The organism is Marinobacter lipolyticus SM19 (assembly GCF_000397065.2).
Classification (GTDB): Bacteria; Pseudomonadota; Gammaproteobacteria; order Pseudomonadales; family Oleiphilaceae; genus Marinobacter; species Marinobacter lipolyticus.
This window is the reverse complement of the sequence record NZ_KE007326.1, coordinates 73,407-98,936: the sequence shown is the minus strand read 5'-3', so window position 1 is coordinate 98,936 and position 25,530 is coordinate 73,407. Positions and strand designations below refer to the sequence as shown.

Sequence of the window (25,530 nt, the reverse complement as noted above, 5' to 3'; positions counted from 1 at the left end):
GCATGCGCACCCTGATATTTGCAGCCCTTGATCGCAGCCGTACCAGCCTTCTCACCCTCACGTTTCTGATTCTCGGCGGGATCGCGGCCTTCCAGAGTATTCCCAAGGAAGCCAATCCGGACGTCACCATCCCGATGATCTACATCTCCATGACATTGGAAGGGATCAGCCCGGAAGATGGCGAGCGCTTGCTGGTCCGACCGATGGAGCAGGAACTGCGCTCTCTGGAAGGCATCAAGGAAATGAAGGGAACGGCATCGGAAGGCCATGCCTCCGTTATGCTGGAGTTCGACGCCGGTTTTGATCCCGATAAAGCCCTTCAGGATGTACGGGAGAAAGTCGATACCGCTCGCACGAAACTTCCCCAGGAAGCCGACGAGCCAAGAGTCAACGAGATCAACGTGTCGCTATTTCCGGTGCTGTCTGTCGGGCTTTCCGGTCCGTTGTCGGAACGGGAACTGATCACCATTGCGCGACGACTCCAGGATGCCATCGAGGGCATTCCGGAAGTGTTGGAGGTAGAGATTGGCGGCGACCGGGAAGACCAGTTGGAAGTGGTGGTGGACCCCCAGGTGCTGGAAAGCTATGGGGTCGATTTCGATCAGCTTGCCACCCTGATTACGCGTAACAACCAGTTGGTGGCCGCTGGCAGTCTCGACACCGGCGCCGGACGGATGGCGGTGAAAGTGCCCGGGGTGATCGAAAACATCGAAGACGTGATGTCCATGCCCATCAAGGTGGACGGCAATACGGTCGTTACCTTTGGCGACGTGGCCATGTTGCAGCGTACGTTTAAAGACCCGAGAGGATTCGCCCGTATCAATGGCGAACCCGCACTGGTTCTGGAGGTTTCCAAGCGAACCGGGGCCAATATCATAGAAACCGTGGCACAGGTCAAAGGGTTGATTGAGGCGGCGGATTCCGAGTTGCCGGACGAACTGGATGTTCGCTACATCATGGATCAGTCCACGGAAGTCCGCGATATCCTGAGTGACCTCCTGAACAATGTGCTGACGGCCATCGTGCTGGTCATCATTGTGGTAATTGCGGCCATGGGACCGCGCTCCGCGGTTCTGGTTGGCCTCACCATTCCGGGCGCATTTCTGACAGGTATCCTGGTCATCTGGGGAATGGGGCTGACCCTGAATATTGTGGTCCTTTTCAGCCTGATCCTGGTGGCCGGGATGCTGGTGGATGGCGCCATTGTGGTGTCGGAGCTGGCGGACCGGAACCTGTCTGACGGCCTGGGCGTTCGATCCGCCTGGGCGGAGGCCGCAAGCCGGATGGCGTGGCCCATCATTGCGTCCACCGCCACAACCCTGGCGGTATTTGCGCCGTTGCTGTTCTGGCCGGGAGTGGTCGGGGAGTTCATGAAGTTTCTGCCCACCACCGTAATTATCTGCCTTACGGCTTCCCTGCTGATGGCTCTGGTATTTCTGCCGGTACTCGGCGCTGTCAGTGGTGGTAAACGAGCCCGGCATACGGTGGGAGGGGGGGCTATGATGGACGGGTACCGCAAACTCCTCGCAACTTTGCTGAGCAGACCGGGATTCACCCTGTTGGGCGTGCTGGGGCTGATCGTGGTGATTTATGCCGGCTATGCCCGCTTCAATCATGGCGTGGAATTCTTCCCCGAGGTCGAACCCGATTCGGCCCAGGTGCAGGTGCGGGCCCGGGGCGATCTGTCGATCTGGGAGCGTGACCGTATTGTTCGTGAGGTGGAGCACCGTCTGCAGGGTATGCCAGAGGTCAAGGCGCTGTACGCTCGTTCCATGGTGATGGCTGATAACCGGATGGCTCCTGACGTGATCGGGGTGTTGCAGTTCCAGTTTACCGATTGGTTTAACCGGCGATCCGCCAATGACATTCTCGAGGATTTTCGGGAGCGCACCAACGACATTCCGGGCATCCAACTCGAGTTCCGGAAACAGGAAGGTGGTCCGGCGGGTGGGAAACCTGTTGAGTTAAAAGTCAGTAGTCTTGTAAACGACTCTCTTCACGGCTACGTGGACCTGATTCAACAACGTATGTCCGCTATGGGCGGCTTCGTTGACATAGAAGATGACCGCAGCCTGCCTGGAATTGAATGGCGATTGCAGGTGGACCGTGAAGCGGCCGCGCGTTTTGGCACGGATGTGCTGAGTGTAGGCAGCGCCGTGCGATTGATTACCAACGGTCTGGTATTGGCCACCTACCGCCCGGAAGATGTCCGGGATGAAGTGGACATTGCGGTCCGGGTTCCCAACAACTGGCGCGAACTCGACCAGTTCCAGCGTCAAACCATCAACACCAGCCGTGGCCAGGCACCCTTGTCGGAGTTCGTGTCCCTGGAGCCGGCGCCGAAGACCGGTAGCATTGTCCGGGTGGATGGTCAGCGCACGGTCACCATAAAATCCGATATTGAGCCGGGGCAGCGGGTCGACGAATTGCTGCGTAGCCTGCAGGCGGAGATACCGGAACCCCCGGAGGGTGTGACGGTCACGGTGGGCGGAGAGAACGAGGACCAGCAGCAGGCGGCCAACTTCCTGACCACCGCGTTCCTCGTGGCCATCGCGCTCATGCTGCTGATATTGGTGACCCAATTCAATTCCCTGTATCAGACCTTCCTGATCCTCTCTGCGATCGTGCTTTCGACGGCAGGAGTGCTGCTGGGATTGCTGCTGAATGGTCAGTCATTCGGCATTGTGATGGTGGGGATGGGAATCATTGCCCTGGCAGGGATTGTGGTGAACAACAACATCATTCTGATTGATACCTACAATAAGATGCGGAAGAGTGGGATGGTGGCCTATGAGGCGGCACTGGAAACCGGTTGCCTGCGTCTGCGGCCGGTATTGCTGACGGCCGTCACCACGGTATTGGGGTTGATGCCCATGGTGTTGGGCGTCAACGTTGATTTGCTGACCCCATCCCTTGGTATCGGGGCACCCTCCACCCAGTGGTGGACCCAGCTGTCCAGTGCCATCGCCGGTGGCCTGACCTTCGCGACGATCCTTACGCTGTTGCTGACTCCGGCGCTACTGGTTCTGGGTGACCGTGTGGGGCACAGAGTCCGGGGGATCATCAGGAGATGACGTTTGAGCAGAACCCCCTGACTGAGCTGTATCGGGATTCTCAACTGCTGGTTGTGCACAAGCCAGCGGGACTGTTGGTACACCGTAGCCCCATCGACCGACATGAAACTGAATTTGCGCTGCAGTATGCGCGGGCGTTGAATGGTGGGGAGCATGTCTACCCGGTGCATCGCCTGGACCGACCTACATCCGGCATCCTGGTGTTTGCCAGGGATCGAGACACGGCGCGTACTCTGGGCCTCGCGATGATGTCGGGAGAAGTGTCCAAGACTTACCTTGCGATGGTGCGGGGCTGGCCGGCGGAGTGCGGTGAGATTGACCACCCGCTGCGGGACGAGCCTGAAGATCGACGTCTCCGGGGCGTTGAACAGCCAGTCAGGGAGGCGCTCACACGTTATCGGACCCTGGCAACCGCAGAGATACCAGTCGCCATCGAGAAATACCCGACCAGCCGGTACGCGGTTGTCGAGCTTTGCCCGAAAACCGGTAGAAAGCACCAGCTTCGACGGCACATGAAGCATATCCATCATCCGATCATTGGCGATGCCAATCATGGCCGGGGCCGACACAATCGTTATTTCGCGGAGAGATTTGGACAGGGGCGGTTGATGCTGGCGGCTACCCGCCTGGAATTCAGGCACCCCGCTTCCGGGGAGCCGATGTCTATCTGTGCGCCTCCGGAAAGCAGCTTCCTTGACGTATTGTCTGTCTTTCCCGACTTTATCGCCCCGGATCAACCGGAGTAATAGCGGTCAATGATTTGGGAAAACGGGAGCGGTCTACTGTAACGATAGCCTTGGAGATAGTCGCAGCCTTTGTTCAGCAGCCACGCTTCATGGGCTTCATGCTCGACACCCTCTGCCACGACAGAGAGTCCGAGGCCTCTGGCCAAGCCGATGATGGACAGGGTAATGGCGCAATCGTTTTCGTCATCCGGGAGGTTGTTGATGAACGAACGGTCGATCTTGATCCGGGAAAACGGCAGGCTTTTGAGGCGGGACAATGACGAATAGCCAGTACCGAAATCGTCGATGGCAAGTTCGGCTCCGGCCTGGACCAATTGCTCAAGCACCTTCTCGATGATCCCGGAATCACCCTGGATCGAGTCTTCGGTGACTTCAAACTGAAGGGCGCCGACCGGCATCCGTTTGTTGGCGCATATTTCCTTGATCCGATCAGGCAGGTCAACCGTCAGAACCTGTTCGGCAGACAGGTTGACCGAGATGGTCGGCAGTTGGATGCCTGATGATGACGCTTCGGACCAATCTTCGCAGACCCTGCGCAATACGCACTCGCCCAGGGCGTACATCAGACCACTGCCACGGGCAATGTCCAGAAACTCGATGGGTGATAACCATCCCCTCTGCGGGTGATTCCAGCGAACCAGGGCCTCCATGCAGACCACGTTTTTTCCCGCCTGATCAACAATAGGCTGGTAAAAAACATCCAGGGCGTCATTGTTGATGGATGACCGTAGTTCCCGCTCAAGTGCGAATCTCGATTGAGCGCTGGTCTGGATCGCGGAATCGAAAACGGTGGCCTGGGCCCGTCCCAATTTTTTTGCATGGTACATGGCGGATTCTGCACCGCGTAACAGTTCCTGCGGTTCCACACAGTCTTTCGGGAGAAGGCAGATGCCCAGGCTGGCACTGATCCCAAGAGACTGGCCTGATACCCGGATCGGTTGTTCTATGGCCCTCAGAATCTGGTCAGCAGCGTGATTCAGGGCTTCCGGCTGTGTTTGGTGGCGGATCAGTATTGCGAACTCGTCGCCACCGATGCGAGCCAGCATGTCTTTGCCCTCAAGGCTCAATGTCTTGAGGCGTTGACCAATCTCCGCAATAACGCTGTCTCCAGCCTGCGGTCCCAGGCCGTCGTTAATGGCTTTCAGGCGGTCCACGTCGATCCAGATCAGTGCCAGGCTGCCTTTTTGGCGCTTGAGGATCTTTTCCGCCAGGTGAACGACGCGGTCCTTGAGGTAATCGATATTGGCGAGGCCGGTGAGTGGGTCGAACCGGGAGAGATAATCAAGAGCCTTTTGTGAGTCCTTCCAGGCTTCGTAAGTGTTCACCAGGCTTATGGTGTCGGCGATGGATACGGCAAACGAGAGTTCCGGCAACGTCCAGACCCGTGGGTGACAAGCTTCCAGACACACTACACCGCTTAGACGGGAACCATCGAACACTGGCGTATCGAGCATGGAGTGGATTCCGACCGAAGGCAGGTAATCCGAGTTGAAGCTGGATGTTCGAGGGTCGTTTCGAGCGTCATTGACCGACAGAACCCGTTCCTCGCCGATGGCCTGGAAATAATCTGGATGGTCTGAGCGGTAGAGGTTGACCGGACTCAGATCCTCGTCTCCTGAAGCAACACTTTGCGGGCTGATATCGTGCTCCTGCTTAATGTCATGCAGGCATTCGCAGGTAATGCAGTCCCTTTCCGGAGAGAAGTACCACACACTCACTCTCTCCACATTCAGCAGGCGTCCACAAAGAGAGGCCAGCGTCGAGAGTTTGCTGTGTCTTTGTTGCCTGATGAAGCCGGAATCGTGACTTAACTCCATCAGGGCCTTGTGGTAGCTCACAAAGATTTCGCTGTCATGCATGGTATAGAGAATATTCCTCCTCTAGCGAATACGCCAACTCTAGCAGAGTTTGTTCACCACCGTGACGCCCCATCAAGTGAACCGCAACAGGAAGGTTATTGTCAGTTTGCCCCATGGGAACCGAGATCGCCGGTGCACCAGTGGCGTTTGCCAGAGGGGTGAAGCTGACATAGCGGGTGAGCCGCTCGAACAGTGTGTCAAAATCCTGCTCCGGGTTCAGGTAACCGATCTCTGGTGTAGTGTGTCCGAGGACCGGGGTCAGGATGGCGTCAAAGCCGGCCACTGCTTTGGCATAGTCGTGGTAACTGCGGCGCAGCCGCCACAGGGTGGCTGGCAGTTTATAGAACTGCCGGCGGAACATTCTATCGAGGCCATTGGTCAGACTGTCGACCCGGGATTTATCGAATTCCGGATGCATCAGCTTGCGGCCGTTGGCCTTGACGCCAAATGCCAGCATGCCCCAGTAGTGCGCGAAGTCATTCGGGAACGAAGACGCGATGGGTACATCCATCGGCACAATGCGGTGCCCCATGCCTTCCAGTAAACGTGCTGTGTGCTCCACCGTTTCCCGGGTTTTCTGGTCGGTGGCGTGGCCGTTGATGGAGTCCAGTACCAGACCGATGGTCATTGAGCGCCGCGACGGGCCCTCGACCATGCCCATTGGAGGCAGTTTGCGGTTGTAATAGTGCTTTTCCGCCTCGGCGTAGAAGCGGGCAGTATCACGCACGCTGCGGGTCACCACGCCGTCACTGACTATGTTGATGGGCAGGGATTTGGCGGCGTCATTGTCGATCAGGCGACCACGGCTGGGTTTCAGGCCGATTAACCCACAGCAGGCTGCGGGTATGCGAATGGAACCTCCACCGTCGTTAGCGTGAGCAATAGGGACTACGCCGGCAGCGACCAGCGCGGCAGAACCACCGGAAGAGGCGCCGGTGGAATAGGCGAGATTCCACGGGTTTCGTGAAGGTGGCGCACTGGCATGTTCGGTGCTGGCATTAAATCCGAACTCAGGCAACGTGCTTTTGCCAAGGCAGATGTAGCCCTGGGCGAGCATCTGTTCAGCGAAAGCACCGGTTTTTGCGGCAATGTGGGGAGGAACGGCGGCGGAACCGTGGCGGGTCGGCATTCCGGCAACGTCCATGTTGTCCTTGATGAAGGTGGGAACGCCGTGAAAGAACCCACCGGAAGGCTGCGAAGTATCCTGAGTCTTTTGCTCGAAGCTCTCGTAGACGATGCCCCGGATGAATGGCTCGACCTGTCGGGCGCGCTCAATGGCGGCTGCCGTGACCTCGGATACTGATACCTCACCGCGCCGGATCAGATCCGCCAGGCCCGTGGCGTCATGATTGCCCAGTGCGTCGTTCTTGAAGGCATGGACGGACGCCGGTTGTTCCCGCATGGTCATTTCCTGGCGTCCTTGATGACATCGTAGGCGTGGCTGATTTCCCGCGTCCGTTCTTCGGCCATTTCCCGCATGCTTTCAGGTAACCCGCGACCTGCCAGTTTATCCGGATGATTTTCACTCATCAGCTTGCGGTAGGCTTTCTTGATGTCCGCATCGCTGGCGGATGAGGATACCCCGAGTGCCTTGTAGGCGTCGTCAATCTGTTGCGCCGATGAGGGGCGCGCGCCGCCGGCCTGACCGGCGTGAGAGCCGCGCAGCATAGCTTCCAACTGATCCACCTGGCTTTCTGGCAGTCCCAGGCCTCGGGCAATTCGCACCAGCATTTCATGTTCGGCCGGATGCACCACACCATCGGCGGCGACGGCCGATACCTGAACCTGGAGAAACATCTGCAGCAATGCCGGCTGGCCACCACTGATCCGCAGAAAATGGCTCAGTTCTGCTTCCAGGTCAAAGTCCGGCTCCTTGCCCCGGTTGAAGGCGGCCTTGGCGGATGCCTTCTGTTCTTCGGACAGTCGGAAGCGCACAAACAGCGATTCGGCCATCTGGATTTCGTCCTGGCTGACAACGCCGTCGGCTTTGCACAGCGCACCCATGACGGCGAAAACCGAGTCCACGAAGCCCAGCTGTATACTCTGAAGCTTGCCCAGCAGGCGGCTTTTGAGTCGTTGAACGAGAAACGCACCGAGGACGGCGCCGATAATAAAACCGGGGAACTTGCCGAACGCGTACCCGATCAGACCACCAATTATGATTGCAAACAGCATGGATATCCCTTCAAAAACGATAGATCAGTCGCAAAGTATACGGATTTTCAGTCAGCTTTCATGAATTGGCTTTCATCAACCTCATCAATCTGTTCGGGCCTGAGATGTTGTTCTCCATAGCGACGGTAGGTACCGGAACGGACGAACAGCTCAAACACTGGGCGGTCAATGTGGCCGTCCTCCACCATTCGCGCCATGATGGTCAGGGCCTGGGTGAGAGTTTTACCGTCCTTGTAGGGGCGGTCGACGGCCGTCAGTGCCTCGAATACATCGGCTACTGCCATGATGCGTTCGGGAATGCCCATATCGTTACTGTTGAGTCCACAGGGGTAGCCCTTGCCATCCATTCGCTCATGATGGGTGCCAGCGAGGTGCGGCACATTGGCCAGGCGGTCAGGCAGGGGCAGCGCGTCGAGCATGCAGATGGTCTGGACAATGTGCTCGTTGATCTTGAACCGATCTTCGTCCGTGAGGGTGCCCTTGGCAATTGTCAGGTTGTGGACTTCCCCCCGGTTGAACGCGTACTCCGGCAGTTTCATATCGAATCCCCAACGGTTGCGGGGATCGTCCTTTTGCACGGGCGGTACCTGGTTTCCCCATTCGCGCAGGTGTGATGGCTTGTCGGCCAGCAGCGTCTCAGTTGCTGGCAGGGCCTCTTCTGGAATGCCCTCCAGAGCCTGGTGTTCATCGCTCGACAGACCGATTCGGTCGCTGAAATGCCTGAGCCAGCGGCGTCCAGCAATGTTCCGGATGCGGGCAATGTCAGCGTCGTCCATAAACTCGCCACCAATGTTGGCTTTGGCAATAAACGCGAATTCTTCCTGCAGGGACTGCTGCGCTTGATCCCGCTGCTGGCGGGCATGGTCGGCGTCTTCTCCGTCCAGGATGGCGGTCAGGCAGTCAATTTCGACATCCCGGTGCAGTACCTCAAAGCGTGTACGTATTTCGTGGATACGGTTGTGGATGGTTTCCAGTTTAACGGCTTTGTCCACCACGTATTCAGGGCTGGTGATCTTGCCGCAGTCGTGCAGCCAGGCGGCAAGGTGGAATTCGTAGCGCTGCTCGTCGTTTAGCTGAAAGTCGCGGAACGGCGCTTCAGTACTTTTCTCCGCCTCATCCACCAGCATCTGGGCCAGTTTTGGGACCCGGTCACAGTGCCCCCCCGTATAGGGTGATTTGGCGTCAATGGCGTTGGCCACCAGGCGGATAATGCCCTCCAGCAGCGCCTGTTGGCTCTCGATCAGTTCGCGGGTCTCAATGGCAACGGCGGCAGAACCGGCGATTTCATCGACAAAGACAATCAGATCGTCACTGAGGTGGGTGTGGTCTCCATGTTCCATTTCGATGACCATGGCGCCGATCAGCTGTTTCTGGCGGTTACGGAGGATGGCAAAGACCGGATGGCCCGGCAGGAGTTGGCGCAGATGCTTGATGATGTCGCTGTCATCCGCGTCGGATCTGACCTCATTGACGGTGGGTGGCAGGTTGAGGTCCCTGTCGACGGCGAGGGTAAGCTCGCTGTTCTGTCGGCTGAACAGGTAGATAGCGCCCCGGTTCTGGCCAACGATGTGAACGATCTGGTCGAGGATGTCCCGAAGCAGCGTGTTCAGGTCCTGCCCCCGGTTCAGAACCGTGGCAATGTTCTGGAAGCTGTGAATCGTGCTGGCCATATCGTCGAGCGCCACACTGAGCTGCCGTGCTTCACGTATGTGGGAATCCACTTTGATGGAGGTGTCGAACCGGAAGCGGGACAAAGAGCTGACCCGGTCGGTTAGCCGTTCCAGGGGTTTTCCGACCCTGCGACCCAGCAGCCAGCCGATGATCAGCAACAGCAGGGCAATGGCGCCAGCCATTACCGTCTGTCGTGACAGGGCGCTCCAGACGTCGGCAAGCAGCTCGTCGGCGGGAATGGCAACCGCAATGGTAAGGCCTTCGCCGTCGAGTGACGCCAGTGGTTCGGTCATGCCATACCAGTCCCTGTTCGCCGAGGTGTAGCGGCTGACACCGTGACGATCGCCATCCGTTTGGGCGCGGGCCATGGCATCCGCCAGTGCCGGATGGGGCAGGTTGTCTACCTGGACCGGTCCTGCCCCGTTGGTGTCGGTGCTGAGAGACTGGTCTGTGTTGGAATAGGCAAGCACCGCCCCCTCCCGGTTCACGATACCAATCCGTGTACCCGGCGTATGCCTCAGTTCGGCCAGTTGCTGGCTGAGATCCGATACCGTGACATCCACACCGAACACCGCGCCGCTGTCGCCATCACCCGTAGCACGGCGGGAAAGTGTCAGCCCGGTCTCACGGGTAGTGAAGAATACATAGGGATCGGTTAACTCGGTGATGCCGGATATCTTGGCCTGCTGATACCAGGGGCGGCTCCGCGGATCGAATTCATAGGTTTCCGGATATTCGCGGGAGATCAACGTCCGGTCCTGATCGTAGAAGTGCCACTCCGGATGGCGTCTGCCTTCGCTGTCCCGGGTAATGGTCTGTAGCAGGAAACGGGTATTCGACGGCGCGTCGGGGAAGCGCGACACTTCACTTTCGCGGACTTTCCGCAGCAGGAAAAAGTCGCCATCGCCGTAGCCGGCATACACTGCACTGACAATATCGCTGCTGGTCAGGATGTCCGCAATGACGGGTAAACGGGCCAGCCGTTGCTCCAGGCTGTCGGTCTTGGCGAGTGGGTCATGGCCGAGCACGGCCAGAGCCGCCGCAGGCGGCCCGGTAATGGCGCGGATGCGGTCGTCAACACTAACGGCAAGTTGTTTTGCGGTTGCGCTGGCGGCAGAGACTTTGGCCGCTTCCATACCACGAAAACTTTGACCAACGAGTACAATGGTTAAAGTGAGCATGCCCAGGGTAATGGCCGAAGCGATCAGAAAAGCCAGGGAAACCTGGGCCGACTGGTGTTTGGCTGACATCAATGATCCTTGAACGACAAAAAAACTTAGTCTGATCGTATAAAGGTAGTCCCTGAACCGTGATTTTTCTTTGAATGTTATGAAAAACTCTCTCTCTATAACGCCTGATCTGTTTGCCGGGGACCTCCCAGCCCCCTGGGTCGAACCCATTGTTGACGATGCCGTAGTCCTGAGGCATTTCGCCCTTGAACAAGAAGAGGTGTTGTTGGCTGCCATTGTCAGTATTGCTGCTCAGGCGCCGTTCAGGAACATGCAGACACCGGGAGGTCACACCATGTCGGTGGCAATGACCTGTTGCGGAGAATGGGGCTGGGTGACGGACAGTTCTGGATACCGCTACCAGTCTACGGATCCTGACAGCGGGCTTCCGTGGCCGGCGATGCCGAAGGTGTTCAGGGACCTGGCGGTCGGGGCCGCAACCGAGGCGGGATATCGGGGCTTTGAGCCGGATGCATGTCTGATCAATCGGTACCGACCCGGCGCCAAAATGGGTCTGCATCAAGACAAGGACGAGAAAGATTTCAGCCAGCCCATCGTATCTGTGTCACTCGGGATTCCGGCAACCTTTCAGCTGGGTGGTGCCAGACGTCGTGACCGCCCGGTGAATACCACGCTGACCAGTGGCGATGTGGTGGTGTGGGGGCAATCGGCGAGGATGAACTATCACGGGGTGCTCCGGCTCAAATCGGGACAGCACCCGCTGACCGGGGATCTCCGCTACAATCTCACGTTCCGGCGTGCTCGCTGACCCTTCGAATATCGACCTTGCTAGAGCAGCCAGGCGACCGTAAGCCCGGCCAGGAGGGAGACAACCATAGGCGCTCCGACCAAAAGCCCCATCTCTTTCCCGCCAATGCTGCCAGACATGCCTGCTTTTACCAGATTGTTCACTGACGCAGCCAGCACGATGCCTATCACCGCAGTTTGCATGGATATCGCCTCCAGGGACATTCGGGTGAGTGACAGCGTGATGGCATCAACATCGGCAATTCCAGACGTGGCTGCAAGCACCAGAATGCCAATATTCCCCAGCCAGGTTCGCAGATATTCCCCGAGCAACAGGATGGCGGTCAGCAACAGACCGAACACAAAAGCGGACTTGAGGTCCAGGGGGTTCTGCGTCAGCTCCGGTTGCGGTACGTTCAGGCGATTCTCATTACGCTTCCAGATCAATAACGCGGGAACATAAAGTAACGCTGACATCACGACTACCGGCCACAGGAGCTTGGGCAGTAGCGCCGGGTTTATGAGTGCGCAGTACACAAGAATACGGGGGAACATGGTGCCGCAGGCAATCAGCGTGCCGCTCGCGAACTGAGGGCTGAGATTGGGTGCCGTTGAAGCCTGACGTGCAAAATGTAGCGTCAGCGCCGTGGATGAACTGAGACCCGCAAACAGACTGGTGAACAGGATGCCTTTGCCCATCCCGGCCAATCGGATGGCGAAATAGCCCACAAACGAAATGGACGCGATGAGCACCACCAGCCACCAGATCTCGTAGGGGTTGAGTACACCGCCGGGCCCCATGCTCTCATTAGGTAGTAGTGGAAGCATGACCAGGGAAATCAGCAGCAGCTTGAGGGCAGCGTCCAGTTCGTGGGACTTCAGTCGATTCACGGCGTCGTGAATTTCCTGCTTATTATCGAGAATGATGGCAGTAACGACAGCCGCTGCGGCGGCAAGGGCAGGATCCACCGATACGGCGATGGCGCCATAGCAGAAAGTGAGAACCATCCCGACCGTGCCGGTTATGCTGAAATTGCGGATGTGTGCCAGTCGCTCGCTGTAGGCCACCAGCGCCATGGCCACCACGCTGATCAGCAGCACAGGAAAGGCCCATTCGGTAATCTCCCGGGTCAATACCGCGGCAACACCACCCAGAAGCCCCAGTAAGGCGAAGGTGCGGATACCGGCAATTCGTTCACCGGCTTTCTGGTCCCGGGCGCCCCAGCCTCGTTCGAGGCCAATGATCGCCCCCAGAAGCAGGGCAATCGCCAGGTTGAGAGTGGTCTGGTTGCTCGTCAGGAATTGGTTGGTCAGTTCGTCCATTCGTCCGCTCGATTGTTGGCCTGCTCGAGTGTTCAGATTCGGGTATGTCTCTGAAGTCTAGGCGCTATTGCCAGCCGCGACACCCGATGCCCAGGCCCACTGGAAATTATGCCCACCCAGATGCCCGGTCACATCGACCACCTCGCCGATAAAATACAGGTTGGGCTGGTCCAGCACCGCCATGGTTTTGGAGGACAGCTGGCGGGTATCTACGCCGCCAAGGGTCACCTCCGCGGTACGATACCCCTCTGTACCGGCTGGTTTGATGGACCATTGACCGAGGGTGTTTGCCACCTGTTCGATGTCGGTATTCTTGTATCCCTGCAGGGGCCCGGTCCAGCCATTGAGGTCATTGAAGGCTTGGGCAAACCGTTTTGGCAGGTGCTGGACGAGATACTGGCCAACAGTGGATTGCGGCTTCTCCTTGCGCAGTGACAACAGGTCTTCGCGGATCTGGCAGGCGGGCAGCAGGTTGATCGCCAGACTGTCCCCGGGCTCCCAGAAGCTGGAGATCTGCAGCATGGCAGGCCCGCTGAGACCGCGATGGGTGACCAGCATGGGCTCGCGGAAGTGTTCGTTGTTGCAGCTGACATCTACCGGGCAGCTGATGCCGGACAGGGGCGCGAGTTGCTGTTTCAGCTCCGGGTGGAGCGTGAAAGGCACCAGGCCGGCGCGGGTTGGCAACACCTCAAGTCCGAATTGCTTTGCGATGTCATAACCGAAACCGGTCGCCCCCATGGTGGGGATGGACAGTCCGCCACAGGCGACCACGAGGGAGTTGCAGCTCAGGGTGCCCGAACCGGTGCGCAGCTGATAACCGCCGGATATTTCGGCAATGTCCCGCACCTGGGTTTTCATGCGAATCTCGGCGCCGGCCCATTCACACTCGGTCAGCAGCAGGTTGAGGATGTCCTTGGCGCTGTCCCGGCAGAACAGCTGCCCGGCCGCCTTTTCTTCGTGCTCTATAGCGTGGCGTTCCACCAACTCCAGAAAATGCTGGGGCGTGTAGCGCTTCAGGGCCGAGATGCAGAAGTGGGGGTTCTGCGACAGGAAGTTGGCGGGGGTGCTGTTGAGGTTGGTGAAATTGCATCGCCCGCCACCGGACATCAGGATCTTCTTGCCTGGCTTGTTGGCATGGTCCAGAACCAGTACCCGGCGCCCGCGATACCCAGCGGTGGCTGCGCACATCAGGCCCGCCGCCCCGGCACCGATAATAATCACGTCGTAGTCTGAAGCCATGGTATAACCGCAATCCGTTCAAAGGTGCGGAGATTATACGGACTGGCGTCGGCGACGTCTGCCGGGTACGGCGGTGAGATCCTTAATCGACCAGTCAGAGGTACACCTGGCCCTCCATGTAAAAAGCGGCCTGCCCGGAAATATTGACCCGGTCGCCTGTCAGTTCGCAACGCAATTCGCCACCGCGGGCGGACAGTTGCCGGGCTTCAAACGTTGTGCCTCCCAGGCGTTCCGCCCAGAACGGAACCAGCACACTGTGAATTGAACCGGTGACCGGGTCCTCCTCGATACCCACGCCGGGAGCAAAGTAGCGACTGACGAAATCGCAGTCATCACCCCGGGCGGTGACGATCAGGCCCTGGTTACCCAGTTGCTTCAACAACCGAAGGTCCGGTTTGGCGTCAATCACCGCCTGTTCTGAATCCATGACGATCAGGTAGTTGGTGTCATTCGGCACATACAGGGCGGTATCGGGAGCTTCTGGTAGGGCCTGCCGGACGAGCTCCGGTGTGGGCTGCTCCTGCCAGTCGAGGCGCGGGAAATCCAGGGCCAGCCAGCCGTCGTCGGTCTGGCGGACGCCAAGGACGCCGCTTTTTGAGCGGAAACGAATGGTTTCTTTCTCCCAGCCCAGCTTGTTGAAAATGATCCAGGCGCTGGCGAGTGTGGCATGGCCGCACAGGGGTACTTCGGCTCCGGGCGTAAACCAGCGGATATGAAAGTCCACTTCCGGATCGTCTTCCTCGGCTACGAAATAGGCCGTTTCTGACAGATAATTCTCAAGGGCAAGGGCCTGAAGTGTCTCGTCCTCAAGCCAGCTCTGCAGTGGCATAACGGCGGCGGGGTTGCCACCAAACAGTTTGCTGGTAAACGCATCGACCTGGTAAATCGGATAACTCATTGACTTGTCTCCCTGAGAATTCGTTTAGCGTAGTGGTGGGCTTTTCCGGTCGCAAACCGTTCAAGCTCGATTTCACTGTAAAAATGCAGTTCTGGCAATGGCCTGGTGTGGGTGACCACCCAGTGATCCCGGTGTTCACGGTTCACCCGAAATCCAAGATCATCCAACCATTGCAGGGTCGCCCGCATGCCTTTCAGCGATACAGGCGCTGCCGGTCCGTGGTTCAGTGCCAACAGGTCTTTCCTGCTACTGCGTGGCGGTTCAGTGACTGTCTGGGGCAGAGCCCTTGTCAGTGCGTACATGGTGAAATTCCTTCTTCCATTGACGATGATTCCATTGTGTTCTCAGGCTGACATCCATAACAGATTCAGATAATCTGTTTTTGAACCGGTACAGATGTGTTGTAGAGGTATCTGTACTGGTCAGAATTCGGGCCATCTGTACTGCCCGCAGGCTCCTCAGGTTTGGCAGGATAACGCTATGGGTATTCTCTATAATCAGGTGGCAGATCAGCTTCAGGCTCTGATTCGCGATGGTGTCTATCGCGAAGGCGAGCGTTTGCCCGGCGTAAGGGTGTTGAGCCGGCAGTTTGGTGTCAGCATTTCGACGATTCTGCAGGCGCACCAGACACTGGAGGGCAGGGGGTATCTGGAAGCCCGTGAACGCAGTGGCTATTTCGTGCGGTTGCCGGCAAAGGATGCGCCGGAGCCGATCATGCAGCGATACCGGGCGAAGCCGGTGCCTGTCAGCGCACGGGACATGGCCCTGGAATTGTGTGTCGATGAGCAAAAGCGCATGGTGCCGCTGGCCGCCGCGGTACCGCACCCGGACTTTCTGCCAGTACGACAAATTCAGCAGTCTATCCTTTGGGCTGGCCGACGGGGGCTGGAATACCAGGATTACGCCTTTCCCGGTAAGGAATCCTATCGACGTCAGCTGGCCCAGCGCATGGCCACTCTGGGGGTGCCGGTCACCGCTGACGATATCCTTGCCACCAATGGTGCCCAGGAGGCCATTATCCTGGCCCTGCGGGCGGTCACTGTGCCCGGTGATATCGTGGTGGTGGAGTCGCCTTCCTTTCCAGGTATTCTCCACGCGTTGGAAGTGGTGGGTTTACGAGTCATTGAAGTGCCCACGCATCCATCCGACGGGCTGAGCCTGGAAGGTTTACAGGTGGCGTTGGAGCAGTGGCCGGTCAAGGCCTGCGTCGTAGTGGCCAACCACAGCAATCCCCTGGGTGCGTGCATGCCCGATGAGCGCAAGCGTCAGTTGGTGGACATGTTGGAGGACGCACGCGTACCGCTGATAGAGGACGACATCTATGGTGACCTGTTCCATAGCGGCGAACGCCCGCGACCGGCCAAGGCGTTCGATCGGACCGGCAACGTGATTTACTGCAGCTCCTTCTCGAAAACCATTTCCCCGGGGCTCCGGCTGGGGTGGATGGTGCCTGGTCGTTACATGGCTGAGGCCCGGCAACACAAGTACTTCGTTAACCTGGCGACTTCCAGCATCCCGCAACTGGCGGTGGCTCACTTTCTGGAACAGGGTGGCTACGATCGTTACCTGCGTTCGGCCAGACAGAACTATCGACAGGCAACTGAGCGTATGAGAGCAACGGTGGCCCGCTGGTTCCCTGAAGGTACCGCCGTCAGCCGGCCCCAGGGCGGGTTTGTGATCTGGGCTCAGTTGCCGGGGAAGAATACCGGCACTGACGTTTATCGTCGGGCCCGGGAGGAAAATATTAATGTCGCTCCGGGGCTTATATTTTCAACCGCCTCCAAGTACAACAACTGCCTGAGGATTAACAGTGCCAACCCCTGGAGCGATCGTATCGAGGGCGCGGTGCGCAGGTTGGGGGAGCTGGCGGAACAATCACTCAACGGCTGATTTACGCAAATCCAGCGGATCCATCAGCCCGGCGGCAATGGCGATACCGGTGACGTCCGGCATCCGTTCCGCGCCCAGTCGTTTCATAACCCGGGAGCGATACAGGTCGATGGTCTTGATGCTGACATCCAGCATCTCGGCGATCTCGCGGCTGGTGTAACCTTGAGCCAGGGGCAGGAATACGTCTCGCTCCCTCCGGGTGAGGGTGGCGATCAGTGCTTCGGTGTCTTCGTTTCCCTGTGGCTGTGGCTCTGGTTGCTGGTGTTCCTGCAGCGCCTGCTGCACGCTGTCCAGTAGCAACTGTTCATTGAACGGTTTTTCGATGAAGTCGACGGCGCCCGACTTGAATGCCCTCACGACGATCGGGACATCCGCATGCCCGGAGACAAAGATAATCGGGAGGCGGGAGCCGCGTTTTTGTAATTCTTCCTGCACATTCAGTCCGCCCAGGCCGGGCATTCGCACGTCGAGAATGACGCACCCGCTGGCTGTGTCTGTCAGTGCCTCCAGGAACTGACGGCCGTCTGCGTACGCCCGGACGTTGAGACCAACGGACTCCAGCAGCCACTGGGTGGATTCAAGCATGCCGGCGTCGTCATCGACCACGTAGACGGTGGTGGCTGAATCAGTCATGTGGGGGTGTCTCCGTTATCTGGACAGGTTTGTGGCGTGAGGAGGTCGCGGGCGGAAACCGGCAGGTCAGCGTCAGCCCACCATGCTCGGCCCTGGCCGCGTCCAGGAAACCGCCGAACCCTTCGATAATGGAGCGGCTCATGGACAGGCCCAGTCCCAGGCCCTGGGGCTTGTTGGTGTAAAACGGCGTGAACATCTGTCGCAACCCTTCGTCGTCCAGCCCCGGCCCCTGATCGGTCACCTGGATCAGCGTTTCCTGATCCCCGGTGACCATGGTGGTGATGGTGATCCGGGAGGAACCATCCTTTCCGGTTTCGGCGTTGGCATCGATACCGTTGCGAATCAGGTTGATCAGCACCTGTTCCAGTAACACCGGGTCGGCGGTTATGACCGGCCCGGTATTGGCCAGCTGTTCGTGGATAGTAACTCGGTGTTTTTCCGCATCCCACTGGCACAGTCGCACCACATTGGTGATGACGTCATTAACCGCAATGGGAGCGGTGCGCTTCTGGCCCTTGCGCAGGAAGGCTCGCAGTCGCTTGATCACTTCCGACGCCCGGTTGGCGTGATGGGTAATGCGCTGCAGGCCATCGTCTACGCGGTCCAGGCAATCGGGGTTGTTACGTGCCTGTTTCAGGTAGCGTTGGCTGGCGCTGGCAAAGTTCACGATGGTGGCCAGTGGCTGGTTCATCTCATGGGCAATGCCCGAGGCCAGTTCGCCCAGGGTCGCCAGTCGTGCGGTGTGGGCCAGCTCGTCGGCCAGCCTCCGGTTATTCTCCTCGGACTCCACCCGCGCGGTAATATCCCGGGACACGCTGACAACCTCGATCACCGCGCCAGTATAGGTTTCGCGAATGGCGCGGCTGGCTATCTCGAACCAGCGCTTGCTGCCGTCCCGGTGGGTAATATTCAGGGTCATGGTGGCGTAGCCATCATCTCGTAACTTTTGCCGGGTTTCGTCCAGTTGCTGGCTCACCCCGGCTCCCCGAAAGATGTCCTCCAGGGGTTGGCCGCGAAGTTCCTCGGGCCAGTATCCCAGCAAACGCCAGGATGCGGGGGTGGCATCAATGAACTGTCCATCGGGCGCGTGGCGGGAGATCAGATCCGTCGTGTTTTCTGTGATCAGGCGATACAGCCGGCTGGCACGGGCTGCCTCATCCCGCGCCTGGATCTCGTCGGTGGCATTGCGCCCCCGTGCAATGACCTCACCAGTGTCGGGCGCTGGTATAAAGGTCCAGAGCAGGATGCAGTCCGACACCCGGCTTTCAACGGATTCAATGGCCCGCTGCTGGTCCAGGCAAGCCTTGACCAGGGCCCGGGTGTTTGTCGGGAGCAAGGCATATGCTTCGTTGTGATGGCAATGCTGGCACAGTTTTAAAGCTGCGAGGTTTTTACCTTTTACCTTGGCATTGCTATCCAGAATAAGGGTGGCTTCCGGGTCGAGGTCCTGAAGTGGGCTAAGCTTGGTCAAGGGGATAACGTCTCATCATCTGATATTTATATAGTATTAGCTCTATAATACGTTGGTGTAATTTATAGTATATTCCCTATCAAATACTATTCCGACTATATTGAAGTATAGCTGTTATAGCGTACTCCCTGAATACACCATAAGAACAATGCAGCTCGCAGAGGACCACAACCATGACCTCGATTTTTGACCAGGGTCTTGCACCCATTGATGCCAACTACGCTGTTCAGTCTCCTGTTGATTTTATTGAACGTACGGCCAGTGTGTACCCGGAATACCCGGCGGTGATTCACGGGGCGCTGCGCTACACCTGGCAGCAAACCTACGATCGCAGCCGCCGTCTTGCCTCGGCCCTGGCCGGCCGCGGAATCGGGCGTGGTGATACTGTCGCGGTGATGCTGCCCAATATTCCCGCCATGGTGGAGTCCCATTTTGGTGTGCCGATGATCGGAGCCGTACTCAATACACTCAACGTCCGTCTGGATGCTGAAGCCATCGCATTCATGTTGGGGCATGGTGAGGCGAAGGTGGTGATTGCCGATCGTGAATTCGGTGAGGTGATCCGCGATGCGGTCAGCCGTCTGGATGCCAAGCCGCTGGTGATTGATGTGGATGATCCGGAATACGGCGAAGGCACCCAGGTCAGTGACCTGGATTACGAGGCCTTCCTGCAGGAAGGGGATCCGAACTATGCGTGGCGTTTCCCGGAAAACGAGTGGGATGCGATCTCCCTGAATTACACCTCTGGCACCACCGGCAACCCCAAGGGGGTGGTGTATCACCACCGTGGCGCCTACCTCAACGCCCTGGGCAACCAGGCGGTGTGGTCCATGGACATGCACCCGGTGTACCTCTGGACCCTGCCGATGTTTCACTGCAACGGCTGGTGTTTCCCGTGGACCGTTACTGCCATGGCCGGCACCCACGTGTGCCTGCGTCGGGTGGATCCGGAAAAGATCCTGCAGCTGATCCGGGATCATCAGGTTACCCACATGTGCGGCGCGCCGATAGTGCTTAATGCGCTGCTGAACGTGCCCGAATCAGCCAAAACCGGTATTGATCACGAAGTGAAGTCCATGACCGCCGGCGCTGCACCTCCCGCCCAGGTGATTGGTGCCATCGAAGAGATGGGTATCCAGGTGACTCACGTCTACGGCCTGACCGAAGTCTATGGCCCGGTCACGGTCTGCGCGTGGAAATCCGAGTGGGATGCCTTGCCATTGCATGATCGCGCCAGAAAGAAGGCTCGTCAGGGCGTTCGTTATCACACTCTGGCCGGCACCATGGTGGGCGATCCCAATAACATGGCACCGGTGCCGAAGGATGGCAAAACCATCGGTGAAATATTCCTGCGCGGCAATACCGTGATGAAGGGTTACCTGAAGAATCCGAAAGCCACCGAAGAAGCTTTCCGTGGCGGCTGGTTCCACACCGGGGATCTGGCGGTATGGCATGAAGACGGCTACATGGAAATCAAGGACCGCCTGAAAGACATCATCATTTCCGGCGGCGAGAACATCTCCACCATTGAAGTGGAGGACACCCTGTATCGTCATCCTGCTGTGCTTGAGGCTGCGGTGGTCGCCCGCCCGGACGAGAAATGGGGCGAAACGCCCTGCGCTTTCGTCACCCTCAAGCCGGAAGCAGGCGATGTCAGCGAAGAAGACATCATCAGCTTCTGTCGTGAGCACCTGGCCCGCTTCAAGGTGCCCAAGACAGTGGTTTTCTCGGAATTGCCCAAGACATCCACCGGCAAGATCCAGAAGTTTGTGCTGCGTGACCAGGCGAAAGAGCTGGAATAACCCGGCGCCTTTCTGGTCTGGCGCTCGCCCCTCTAACTAAACCCCACAAAAACAACATCAGGTGCATGCATTGGCATGCACCCGGAGGCCTTATTATGCAAATTTTTCATAGAAACAACGGGGAAGAGCAGCCGTACTGGCCCGCCGGCCCCTTTAAGGTTCGCTTGCCGTTTGTCCATTATCGCTGGGAATTCGCGGAGATGGTCCAGGCACTGATCATGTTCGTGGTCAGTCTGGCGATGATTCCGCTGCTGGAGAAATACCTGGGCGTGCCCTATGACGTGGCCCTGGCCTATGTGGTGATCTGCGGTATCGGTTTCATGCTGCCGGCGTTGTTGGGCGTGCCATTGGTGCCGGGCTGGATCACCCCGGGCATTCCGGTGGTGTTGCTGTTTCTGGGTGACTATGAACCTGGTCCCGAAGCCATTCAGGCCCTGTTCGCGCTGCAGTTCCTGGTGTTCATTATCTTCCTTGTGCTGGGAGTAACCCGCCTGGGCAGTAAACTGGTGGAGCTGATTCCCCGTTCGATGAAAGGCGGCATCATCATCGGTGCCGGTATCGCCGCGTTGATGGGGGAAATCGAAGCGGGTGGACGGTTGGCAGAAACACCGATCTCGCTGATTGTGGGTGGTCTGGTGTGCCTGTATCTGATGTTTTCCGTGTCTTTCAAGGGCTTTGTGGATACCAGTAATCTTGCCCGCAAGATCGCCAACTACGGCATGGTGCCGGGGATGGTGGTTGCCATTCTTGTGGGTTTTGCCACCGGCGAGTATGAGGTGCCGAATGTCGAGTGGGGCATTACCAAACCGGCCTTTGACGAGCTTTGGAACTATCTGCCGTTTGCGGTTGGGTTCCCGGATGCCGAGGTGTTCATGTACGCCGTGCCGACCGCGGTGATTGCCTACGTCATCGCTTTCGGCGACATCGTAGTGGGGCAGTCGCTGATGAATCGGGTGGATCACCTGCGCAAGGACGAAGACATCGACAACAGCATTGACCGGGTTCACCTGGTGACTGCTATCCGCAACGGCGGTCATGCGTTCTTCGCACCATACCCGGGGCTGGCCGGACCGATCTGGACAGCCGTTACTGCGACCATGGCCGAGCGCTACAAGTACGGTCGCAATGCCATGGATTCAATCTACAGTGGCGGTGGCACCTTCTGGATTACCGGCTTTATCGCGCTGTTTATGCTGCCGCTGGTGAGTTTCTTCCAGCCGGTGCTGCCCATTGCGCTATCCCTGACCCTGTTGCTGACCGGTTACATCTGCCTGATGGTGGGGCTGGAGCAGCTGGAGAATAACACCGAGCGTGGAATAGCCGGCACCATGGGTGTGGTGCTGGCGGTCTATGGCGCGGGTTGGGGGCTGGCTACCGGGGCGGTTCTTTATTTTCTGATTGAGCGCACCAAATTGCTTGGCTTCACCGCAGACCCGGAAGCGCCGGGCGCGAAAGTCGCGGAAGAGCACTAAACCGGTCGCCTCCGCTGCAATGGCTGGAGGCGATCAACCCCTGTGTGTCCTTCGGGGGGTATAGGTATAGCCGTACCTCCCTTTTTTGACTAAATGTCATTTCGTGACAATTTGTCTGATTTTACCCTTTATCGACTTCCTTCCCTTTGCTTTTCAGGTTTAAACTGATGTGGCTGATTGTTTTTCGTCCGCCATCTCATAATCATAAAAACCGGAGGCAATCATGACCATCAGCTCTACGCCCGACGACGTGAGCGTTGCTCCCCGGCACCTGCGGTTTGACGTCGCCGAGGACCTCAAGACTTTGTGGCACGGTAACGATGCCTTTCGTACCGCGTTTTTCAACGCTCTATCCCTGCAGTTTCCGGACGGTGAGCAGCAATTTATCAATGCCGTGCGCCATTACCGGGACAGGATTGATGACCCCAAGCTGGCGGAAGAAATCCGCGGATTCATCGGCCAGGAAGCGCTGCACAGCCGTGAACACAAGAGCTATAACGAGGCTCTGAAAGCCCGTGGCTATGATATTGATGGGCTGGATCGCCGATTCCGCAAACATATGGACTGGGTGGCCCGCCTTCCCGCGAGCCGACAGCTCGCAGGCACCTGCGGTGCGGAGCATTACACCGCCGTGTTGGCCAATGCGATTCTGAGCCACCCGGAATGGATGGACGGGGCAACCCCGACCATGAGAGCCCTCTGGCGCTGGCATGCCATTGAGGAAACCGAACACAAATCCGTGGCTTTTGATGTCTACCGTCACTGCATTGGCAACGAACGGCTGCGACGCATTGTCTTCCTGTTCGTGACCTGGAATTTCTTCAAGTACACCTTTATTAATACCTGCAGCCTGCTGAAAACCGATGGCGAACTCTGGAATCTCCGGACCTGGCTTGGCGGCCTGAATTTCCTATGGGGAAAACCGGGGGTGTTGCGCAAGTGTCTGCCGGATTTCCTGGCCTATTTCCGGAAAGGGTTTCACCCGTGGCAGCAGGATAACCGTTCACTTTTGGAGGACAATCTGAGGGAGCTGGAAAACGTGGTGTGAGCGTCGTAACAGGTGATTGCTGAACCAGTGATCACTCTGTGCAGGACCGACCGCTGCCAAAAACAACGACAATAAAAAACGGAATTCCATTGCTGGAATATCCCTTACCTGGAGGCACCAATGCGAGTTGGATTAATCGTGGATTCTGCGTGCGACTTACCCTATGAGTTCAGTCGCAAGCATGGTCTGTTTATACTCCCCGTCACCGCCGTGATAGATGGCCAGACCTACGTTGATGAACACGATCCTGTTCTTACCCAGGAGTTCTATCAGAGTGGGCTGCTGCAGCGAGGGCACCACGCCGAGACTCAGGCATTCACCGCAGAACAGATTCATGACCTGTTCATGGAAAAAATAGTGACACAGTATGATTTGGCAATCTGTGAATCGGTTACCAGAACGAGAAGCCTGATTTTCCAGAACGCGACCGAAGCAATGAACAGTGTCATGGCGCATTACCATGAACCCCGGAAGGCCGCTGGACGGGAAGGCCGGTTTTCCATGCGTGTCATTGACAGCAAACAGATATTCGCAGGGCAAGGGTTGCTCGCAGCGCATACGGTCCGGTTGATCGGTCAGAATTTGTCGAAAAATGCTTTGCGTCATCAAGTGGACAGTTTTACGGACAAAATATACACCTGTGTTATCCCCCGGGATTTGCACTATATCCGGGAGCGTGCCCGTCGCCGTGGCGACAAGAGTGTGTCCGCCCTGGTGGCATTTCTGGGTAAGGCTTTGAACATTACTCCGATAATTTTCGGCCAGGGGGCCATTGGCGAACCGGTGGCAAAAACGCGGGATTTCAATGTCGCGGTTGAAAAAGTGATGAACTATGCTGCGGCGAGGGTGGAGGCTGGGCTGTTGACGCCTTATGTGAGTCTTTCCTGTGGGTTGTCCTGGACCGAGATTGAGGCCCTGCCCGGCCTTAATAATCTTCGGGATGTCTGCGAGCGTCACGGTGTGGAGTTACTGCTGTCCCAGATGGGGATCACCAGTAGTATCTATGTGGGGCCTGGCAGCCTTTGCCTGTCTCTTGCTGCGGATCCTCATCATTTCAAGGATTTTCAGTAGTAACCATTCGACAGTGCGGCCGGTGGCAACTGACCCGGCCGCACCCGCCTACCGGTAATTTTGGCAAACCTTTCCCATCAGTCTTCATGTTAGCCTCTGGTCATCGGATCTCATTCCAGAAACAGGACAGCTGACACCATGACAAAAGCCAACACGGATCTCGCCAATGAGCTGCTTGAGCAGCATGTAAAATTCGAACTGGCGGCACTGAAAGGCGCAAAGCTGCGCAAGTTTGTAGAGAATGAAGTCGGTGAACTGCTGAACTACGCCGAAGACGTTACTCTGGGCCGGATTACCTCGGAAGAGCAGGTGATGGGGGTGATTCAGCGTATTGTCGTGGATATGGAATTGGGTGACGGGCTCCCTGAAATGGCTGCGGAAATGGCCACGGAAGTGCTGAATGCTTCGGTACAGGCCGAGACAACTCTGGGCGAGATCTTTACCCGCGAACAGGCCACCGGTTTTCTTGAGGAAGCGCTGGAGTTGCGGCAGCAGCGTGAGCGTATCATCAGCGAAATCATGGCTCACCCGGTGTATCAGGAGCTGGTTTCCAACGTGGTTTATCACGGTCTGGTGAACTACCTCTATGAAGACAATCTGATCACCAAGTCTGTCCCGGGGGTGGGCTCGGTGATGAAATTTGGCAAGCGCATGGCCAATAGGGCGGTGCCTGGCCTGGACGAAACTTTCGAGAGGCGCATCAAGGCCTGGCTCTCCGACAGCCTGCCCGGGCTGATCAACCGCAGCGAACAGTTTCTGCATCGTGCCTTGTCCGACAGTGAGCTGCGAGACAGTGTGATGGCGGCCTGGGTGGCAGTGGAGGATCGCACCATTGAAGACCTGCACGAAGGGCTGGGTGACATCCAGTTGCAGGAATTCGTCGTCATGGGGTACGAGTTCTGGCTGCAGTTCCGCCAAACGCCGTATTTTGAGGGATGTGTCAGGGCGGTGGTGTCTCATCTGTTTGCCAAATACGGCGACCGGCCCATCACCGATCTGCTGAATGACGTCGGCGTTACCAGGGACGTGATCATGGCGGAAATTGATGGCTTCATCCTGCCGGTTGTGGACGTTTTGAGGGAAGAGGGTTATGTTGAGGCCCTGGTTCGTCGCCGTCTGTCGCCGTTCTATAAATCCGCCGCGGCACGAAATATTCTCCAGCAGGAGGCCTGATCACAGGGG

19 protein-coding genes are annotated in these 25,530 nt (G+C 57.7%); 9 read left to right on the top strand and 10 right to left on the bottom strand.

Translation table 11 applies throughout. The features are described from left to right. Positions 1-2 precede the first annotated feature (2 nt). Entirely contained in the window at positions 3-3,074 is a 3,072-nt protein-coding gene (locus MARLIPOL_RS12510) for an efflux RND transporter permease subunit (RefSeq protein ID WP_012138522.1), read from the top strand. Next, entirely contained in the window at positions 3,071-3,820 is a 750-nt protein-coding gene (locus tag MARLIPOL_RS12505) for a pseudouridine synthase (protein WP_012138521.1), read from the top strand. Before MARLIPOL_RS12510 ends, MARLIPOL_RS12505 begins: the two co-directional genes overlap by 4 nt. Here the strand turns inward: MARLIPOL_RS12505 and MARLIPOL_RS12500 are convergent. From MARLIPOL_RS12500 to MARLIPOL_RS12485, 4 genes are read right to left on the bottom strand one after another with little or no spacing between them, the layout of a single operon-like run. Continuing rightward, on the bottom strand, positions 3,808-5,679 hold the full coding sequence (locus tag MARLIPOL_RS12500) for a sensor domain-containing phosphodiesterase (RefSeq protein ID WP_012138520.1): 1,872 nt from the start codon (positions 5,677-5,679) through the stop codon (positions 3,808-3,810). The genes MARLIPOL_RS12505 and MARLIPOL_RS12500 overlap by 13 nt on opposite strands. Further along, a complete protein-coding gene (locus MARLIPOL_RS12495; protein ID WP_145768786.1) occupies positions 5,672-7,081 on the bottom strand; it encodes an amidase in 1,410 nt (469 codons plus the stop codon). Before MARLIPOL_RS12495 ends, MARLIPOL_RS12500 begins: the two co-directional genes overlap by 8 nt. Positions 7,082-7,083: 2 nt before the next feature. Beyond that, positions 7,084-7,854 carry a co-chaperone DjlA gene (djlA, locus tag MARLIPOL_RS12490; protein WP_012138518.1) on the bottom strand — a complete coding sequence of 257 codons (771 nt, stop codon included), beginning with the start codon at positions 7,852-7,854 and terminating at the stop codon, positions 7,084-7,086. A 47-nt stretch (positions 7,855-7,901) separates the two neighbouring features. Further along, positions 7,902-10,775: an HD domain-containing phosphohydrolase gene (locus MARLIPOL_RS12485; protein WP_012138517.1), complete on the bottom strand. Its 2,874-nt coding sequence runs from the start codon at positions 10,773-10,775 to the stop codon at positions 7,902-7,904. Between the two features lie 79 nt (positions 10,776-10,854). Here MARLIPOL_RS12485 and alkB point away from each other — a divergent pair, with 79 nt between their 5' ends. Beyond that, positions 10,855-11,523, top strand: a complete 669-nt coding sequence (gene alkB / locus MARLIPOL_RS12480; protein WP_012138516.1) for a DNA oxidative demethylase AlkB — start codon at positions 10,855-10,857, stop codon at positions 11,521-11,523. A 20-nt stretch (positions 11,524-11,543) separates the two neighbouring features. Here alkB and MARLIPOL_RS12475 read toward each other — a convergent pair whose 3' ends face one another. The 4 genes from MARLIPOL_RS12475 to MARLIPOL_RS12460 form a co-directional block, all read right to left on the bottom strand. Beyond that, positions 11,544-12,824: an MgtC/SapB family protein gene (locus MARLIPOL_RS12475; RefSeq protein ID WP_012138515.1), complete on the bottom strand. Its 1,281-nt coding sequence runs from the start codon at positions 12,822-12,824 to the stop codon at positions 11,544-11,546. Positions 12,825-12,881: 57 nt separating this feature from the next. Beyond that, entirely contained in the window at positions 12,882-14,063 is a 1,182-nt protein-coding gene (locus MARLIPOL_RS12470; RefSeq protein ID WP_012138514.1) for a BaiN/RdsA family NAD(P)/FAD-dependent oxidoreductase, read from the bottom strand. Positions 14,064-14,157: 94 nt separating this feature from the next. Beyond that, positions 14,158-14,961 carry a PhzF family phenazine biosynthesis protein gene (locus MARLIPOL_RS12465; protein ID WP_012138513.1) on the bottom strand — a complete coding sequence of 268 codons (804 nt, stop codon included), beginning with the start codon at positions 14,959-14,961 and terminating at the stop codon, positions 14,158-14,160. Continuing rightward, complete coding sequence (locus MARLIPOL_RS12460) at positions 14,958-15,263, bottom strand: hypothetical protein (RefSeq protein ID WP_012138512.1); 306 nt, start codon at positions 15,261-15,263, stop codon at positions 14,958-14,960. The genes MARLIPOL_RS12465 and MARLIPOL_RS12460 overlap by 4 nt, the downstream gene beginning before the upstream one ends. 178 nt (positions 15,264-15,441) lie before the next feature. On the opposite strand from MARLIPOL_RS12460, the gene MARLIPOL_RS12455 reads away from it, so the two are divergent. Then, entirely contained in the window at positions 15,442-16,851 is a 1,410-nt protein-coding gene (locus tag MARLIPOL_RS12455) for an aminotransferase-like domain-containing protein (protein WP_012138511.1), read from the top strand. On the opposite strand, the gene MARLIPOL_RS12450 is transcribed toward MARLIPOL_RS12455, so the two are convergent. Then, complete coding sequence (locus tag MARLIPOL_RS12450) at positions 16,837-17,484, bottom strand: response regulator transcription factor (RefSeq protein WP_012138510.1); 648 nt, start codon at positions 17,482-17,484, stop codon at positions 16,837-16,839. The genes MARLIPOL_RS12455 and MARLIPOL_RS12450 overlap by 15 nt on opposite strands. Then, positions 17,477-18,955: a sensor histidine kinase gene (locus MARLIPOL_RS12445; protein WP_012138509.1), complete on the bottom strand. Its 1,479-nt coding sequence runs from the start codon at positions 18,953-18,955 to the stop codon at positions 17,477-17,479. Before MARLIPOL_RS12445 ends, MARLIPOL_RS12450 begins: the two co-directional genes overlap by 8 nt. A gap of 173 nt (positions 18,956-19,128) precedes the next feature. Between MARLIPOL_RS12445 and MARLIPOL_RS12440 the strand changes: the two genes are divergently transcribed. The 5 genes from MARLIPOL_RS12440 (at position 19,129) to MARLIPOL_RS12420 (ending at position 25,521) form a co-directional block, all read left to right on the top strand. Further along, complete coding sequence (locus MARLIPOL_RS12440; protein ID WP_012138508.1) at positions 19,129-20,757, top strand: acyl-CoA synthetase; 1,629 nt, start codon at positions 19,129-19,131, stop codon at positions 20,755-20,757. A gap of 95 nt (positions 20,758-20,852) precedes the next feature. Beyond that, positions 20,853-22,229: a solute carrier family 23 protein gene (locus MARLIPOL_RS12435; protein ID WP_012138507.1), complete on the top strand. Its 1,377-nt coding sequence runs from the start codon at positions 20,853-20,855 to the stop codon at positions 22,227-22,229. A gap of 223 nt (positions 22,230-22,452) precedes the next feature. Beyond that, positions 22,453-23,277, top strand: a complete 825-nt coding sequence (locus tag MARLIPOL_RS12430) for a metal-dependent hydrolase (protein ID WP_012138506.1) — start codon at positions 22,453-22,455, stop codon at positions 23,275-23,277. A gap of 120 nt (positions 23,278-23,397) precedes the next feature. Continuing rightward, on the top strand, positions 23,398-24,348 hold the full coding sequence (locus MARLIPOL_RS12425) for a DegV family protein (protein WP_012138505.1): 951 nt from the start codon (positions 23,398-23,400) through the stop codon (positions 24,346-24,348). A 138-nt stretch (positions 24,349-24,486) separates the two neighbouring features. Beyond that, positions 24,487-25,521: a hypothetical protein gene (locus MARLIPOL_RS12420; RefSeq protein WP_012138504.1), complete on the top strand. Its 1,035-nt coding sequence runs from the start codon at positions 24,487-24,489 to the stop codon at positions 25,519-25,521. Positions 25,522-25,530: the final 9 nt, after the last annotated feature.

What these genes read in the sequence shown, in the direction of transcription:
- MARLIPOL_RS12510 (WP_012138522.1), top strand. Translation starts at nt 3, where the DNA reads ATGCGCACCCTGATATTTGCAGCCCTTGATCGCAGCCGTACCAGCCTT.
- MARLIPOL_RS12505 (WP_012138521.1), top strand. Translation starts at nt 3,071, where the DNA reads ATGACGTTTGAGCAGAACCCCCTGACTGAGCTGTATCGGGATTCTCAA.
- MARLIPOL_RS12500 (WP_012138520.1), bottom strand. Translation starts at nt 5,679, where the DNA reads ATGCATGACAGCGAAATCTTTGTGAGCTACCACAAGGCCCTGATGGAG.
- MARLIPOL_RS12495 (WP_145768786.1), bottom strand. Translation starts at nt 7,081, where the DNA reads ATGCGGGAACAACCGGCGTCCGTCCATGCCTTCAAGAACGACGCACTG.
- djlA (WP_012138518.1), bottom strand. Translation starts at nt 7,854, where the DNA reads ATGCTGTTTGCAATCATAATTGGTGGTCTGATCGGGTACGCGTTCGGC.
- MARLIPOL_RS12485 (WP_012138517.1), bottom strand. Translation starts at nt 10,775, where the DNA reads ATGTCAGCCAAACACCAGTCGGCCCAGGTTTCCCTGGCTTTTCTGATC.
- alkB (WP_012138516.1), top strand. Translation starts at nt 10,855, where the DNA reads ATGAAAAACTCTCTCTCTATAACGCCTGATCTGTTTGCCGGGGACCTC.
- MARLIPOL_RS12475 (WP_012138515.1), bottom strand. Translation starts at nt 12,824, where the DNA reads ATGGACGAACTGACCAACCAATTCCTGACGAGCAACCAGACCACTCTC.
- MARLIPOL_RS12470 (WP_012138514.1), bottom strand. Translation starts at nt 14,063, where the DNA reads ATGGCTTCAGACTACGACGTGATTATTATCGGTGCCGGGGCGGCGGGC.
- MARLIPOL_RS12465 (WP_012138513.1), bottom strand. Translation starts at nt 14,961, where the DNA reads ATGAGTTATCCGATTTACCAGGTCGATGCGTTTACCAGCAAACTGTTT.
- MARLIPOL_RS12460 (WP_012138512.1), bottom strand. Translation starts at nt 15,263, where the DNA reads ATGTACGCACTGACAAGGGCTCTGCCCCAGACAGTCACTGAACCGCCA.
- MARLIPOL_RS12455 (WP_012138511.1), top strand. Translation starts at nt 15,442, where the DNA reads ATGGGTATTCTCTATAATCAGGTGGCAGATCAGCTTCAGGCTCTGATT.
- MARLIPOL_RS12450 (WP_012138510.1), bottom strand. Translation starts at nt 17,484, where the DNA reads ATGACTGATTCAGCCACCACCGTCTACGTGGTCGATGACGACGCCGGC.
- MARLIPOL_RS12440 (WP_012138508.1), top strand. Translation starts at nt 19,129, where the DNA reads ATGACCTCGATTTTTGACCAGGGTCTTGCACCCATTGATGCCAACTAC.
- MARLIPOL_RS12435 (WP_012138507.1), top strand. Translation starts at nt 20,853, where the DNA reads ATGCAAATTTTTCATAGAAACAACGGGGAAGAGCAGCCGTACTGGCCC.
- MARLIPOL_RS12430 (WP_012138506.1), top strand. Translation starts at nt 22,453, where the DNA reads ATGACCATCAGCTCTACGCCCGACGACGTGAGCGTTGCTCCCCGGCAC.
- MARLIPOL_RS12425 (WP_012138505.1), top strand. Translation starts at nt 23,398, where the DNA reads ATGCGAGTTGGATTAATCGTGGATTCTGCGTGCGACTTACCCTATGAG.
- MARLIPOL_RS12420 (WP_012138504.1), top strand. Translation starts at nt 24,487, where the DNA reads ATGACAAAAGCCAACACGGATCTCGCCAATGAGCTGCTTGAGCAGCAT.